Here is a 2,707-nt window from a genome sequence, read left to right on the forward strand (position 1 = left end):
GCCTCCGCCCCCGCCGCCGCCTCCGCCGCCGCCGGTGGTTGAGACCCCGGGTCCGTTCATCGTGTTCTTCGATTGGGACAAGTCGGCGATCACCGCCGAGGCAGCTTCGATCCTGGACAACGCGGCGAACGCTTATGCGACGACGGGTCAGGCCCGCGTTCAGCTTGCCGGCCACGCCGACAAGTCGGGTAGCGACCAGTACAACGTCGGCCTGTCCCAGCGCCGTGCGGACGCCGTCAAGGCGTACCTCGCTGGCAAGGGCGTGCCGGACTCGGCGATCGTCACCGAAGCCTTCGGCGAAAGCCGTCCGCTCGTCGACACCGCCGATGGCGTTCGTGAGCCGCAGAACCGTCGCGTCGAAATCACCTTCGGCGCCGGCATGTAAGCGGCTTCATCATCGATCTTTCGATGATGGACAGAATAGGGGGTCGGTCTTCGGATCGGCCCCTTTTTCTTTTTCTGCATTATGGCCTGCGCCGTCGCCGCCCGGCTATCGTCCGAGGTTACGCGCCGACGAAACCACAGGAGTTCAACTCATGCGTTCACGCCTCTCTCTCGTCTCTGTTGCAGCCATCTCCGGCATCGCGCTGGCCGCGTCTTCGGCACCTGCCCAGCATGCCGGTCATCATGCGATGAGCCACGACATGGCGCAGGCCGATCTGGTCGATGCATCGGGCAAGTCGATCGGCCGGGCCATGCTCATGCAGCATGACGGTGAGATCATGGTTCAGGTGAAGGCGTCCGGCCTCACCCCCGGCGTGCATGCGGTGCACATTCACACCACAGGTATCTGCACCGCGCCGGATTTCGCGAGCGCCGGCGGCCATTGGAATCCCGCAAAGCACCAGCATGGCCGTGACAATCCGGCTGGGGCGCATATGGGCGACATGCCGAACATGACCGTCGCGGCCGACGGAACCGGTACCCTTAACACGACGGTGGCAGGGGCAATGCTATCGGGTGGCGATAACCCGCTGCTGGACGCCGATGGCGCCGCAATCGTGATCCACGCTGCCGCCGACGATTACAAGACCGATCCGACCGGCAATGCCGGCGGCCGCCTGGCCTGCGGGGTCGTCGTCAAATCGTGATGCAACAAAGCGGGCCCGCCCGCATCCTGTTCGTCTGCCTCGGCAATATCTGCCGTTCGCCGCTCGCCGAAGGCGTGATGCGGGCGGCAGCAGCCGGGGCGGGCATCCCTGCCGAGATCGACTCGGCGGGGACAGGCGACTGGCATGTCGGTAAAGCGCCCGATCCGCGCGCGATAGCGATCGCCGCGCGCCACGGTATCGACATAGCGGGGCTGCGGGCGCGCCAGGTCCGGCCGGACGACTTCAGCCATTACCACCGCCTGATCGCGCTCGATGCAAGCGTCCTTCGCAATCTTCGTCAGATGGCTCCGGCCGAGGGCAGCGCAAGGCTCGAGCTTCTGCTCGATCATGCGCCGGACCGGCGGGGGGACGATGTCGCCGACCCCTATTTCGGCGACGATGCCGGATTTGAGACGGCGCTGGCCGATATCCGGCTGGGGATCGACGGGCTGCTTCGCGCTTTGACCAAGGCGCAGGATCAGGCGAGCGGATAACGCTCTACGACCTCATAGATCGGTCCTTCGCTGCCGAGATGGCTCTCATACAGCAGGAAGTGGTCGAAATGGGCCGTGACGGATGGCGGCGAGAGCGAGGCGATCGGCAGCGCTGCGACCGGCGCATTTGCGCGCGAGAAGCGGGCGATGGTGATGTGCGGAACGAAGGCGCGCTGATCGGGCGCAATACCCACCCTTTCGAGCGCTCGGCCGACTGCCAGATGCAGGCTCCGCACCTCGACTTCAGGGCCGATGCCGACCCACAGGCTGTCGATCCGGCCCTTGCGATCGAAACAGCCGACTCCGCCGAGTTGCAAGTCGAGAGGTCTGTGCCGGACCGAGCCGAGTGCGGCTGCGACATCCTCGGCGAGGGGGCGATCGACTTCGCCGATGAAGCGAAGGGTCACGTGAAGATGGTCATCGGTCTGCCAGCGCCCGCCGGGCACCCCGCCCATTTGTGACAAAATAATGCTGCGCATCGCGAGCGGCGGACGCAACCCTACGAAAAGTCGGTGCATGACGGGCTTTCCTTCGATCAGAGACGGTAAAGCAACGCCTCCCGTCCGATTTTACGTCGGGTTATGCTTGAAATAGACTCTCTACCTGCCGATATTGGCGACAAGCGGCATCTCGCCGCTTCTATTGGAGAGAGTGACATCATGGCAAATTGGTCTGACCCCCGAGCAACTGCCGCGCCTGCCGCGACACGGGCTGGTGTGGCCGACGCAGCCTTCGACGCAGGCCTGCGGTCCTACATGCTCTCGGTCTATAATTACATGGCGTCGGGCGTGCTGCTGACGGGCGTGGTGGCTCTGCTGTTCGCAGAGTCGGGTCTCGCTGCGCAGGTCTTCGCAACGCCGCTGCGCTGGCTGATCGTGCTCGCGCCGCTGGCTTTCGTGATGGTCCTGAGCTTCGGCATCAACAAGCTGTCGACCTTTGCCGCACAGGCGATGTTCTGGGCCTTTGCCGGCGTCATGGGCCTGTCGATGGCGTCGCTGTTCCTCGTCTACACGGGCTCGTCGATCGCGATCACCTTCTTCTCGACCGCGACCGCATTCGCCGCGCTCAGCCTGTGGGGCTACACGACGAAGAAGGATCTGTCGGGCTTCGGCACCTTCCTGA

5 protein-coding genes are annotated in these 2,707 nt (G+C 64.6%); 4 read left to right on the forward strand and 1 reads right to left on the reverse strand.

Features of this window, described 5'->3' with window-relative positions:
• From KAY22_RS27580 to KAY22_RS27590, 3 genes are all read left to right on the forward strand, one after another.
• The coding region (locus tag KAY22_RS27580; RefSeq protein WP_296626234.1) for an OmpA family protein at positions 1 to 385 on the forward strand (385 nt) is incomplete at its 5' end.
• A gap of 151 nt (positions 386 to 536) precedes the next feature.
• Positions 537 to 1,091, forward strand: a complete 555-nt coding sequence (locus KAY22_RS27585) for a superoxide dismutase family protein (protein ID WP_296626235.1) — start codon at positions 537 to 539, stop codon at positions 1,089 to 1,091.
• Positions 1,091 to 1,585 (forward strand): low molecular weight protein-tyrosine-phosphatase, encoded by a 495-nt coding sequence (locus KAY22_RS27590; protein WP_296626238.1) that lies wholly within the window; start codon positions 1,091 to 1,093, stop codon positions 1,583 to 1,585. The genes KAY22_RS27585 and KAY22_RS27590 overlap by 1 nt, the downstream gene beginning before the upstream one ends.
• Here KAY22_RS27590 and thpR read toward each other — a convergent pair.
• Entirely contained in the window at positions 1,570 to 2,103 is a 534-nt protein-coding gene (thpR, locus tag KAY22_RS27595; protein ID WP_296626236.1) for an RNA 2',3'-cyclic phosphodiesterase, read from the reverse strand. The two genes, KAY22_RS27590 and thpR, sit on opposite strands and share 16 nt — an antisense overlap.
• Positions 2,104 to 2,244: 141 nt before the next feature.
• Between thpR and KAY22_RS27600 the strand changes: the two genes are divergently transcribed.
• Positions 2,245 to 2,707 (forward strand): Bax inhibitor-1/YccA family protein (locus KAY22_RS27600; protein WP_296626237.1); only part of this gene is annotated, 463 nt, incomplete at its 3' end.

It is taken from the genome of Rhizorhabdus sp., from assembly GCF_018006725.1.
Taxonomy (GTDB): domain Bacteria; phylum Pseudomonadota; class Alphaproteobacteria; order Sphingomonadales; family Sphingomonadaceae; genus Rhizorhabdus.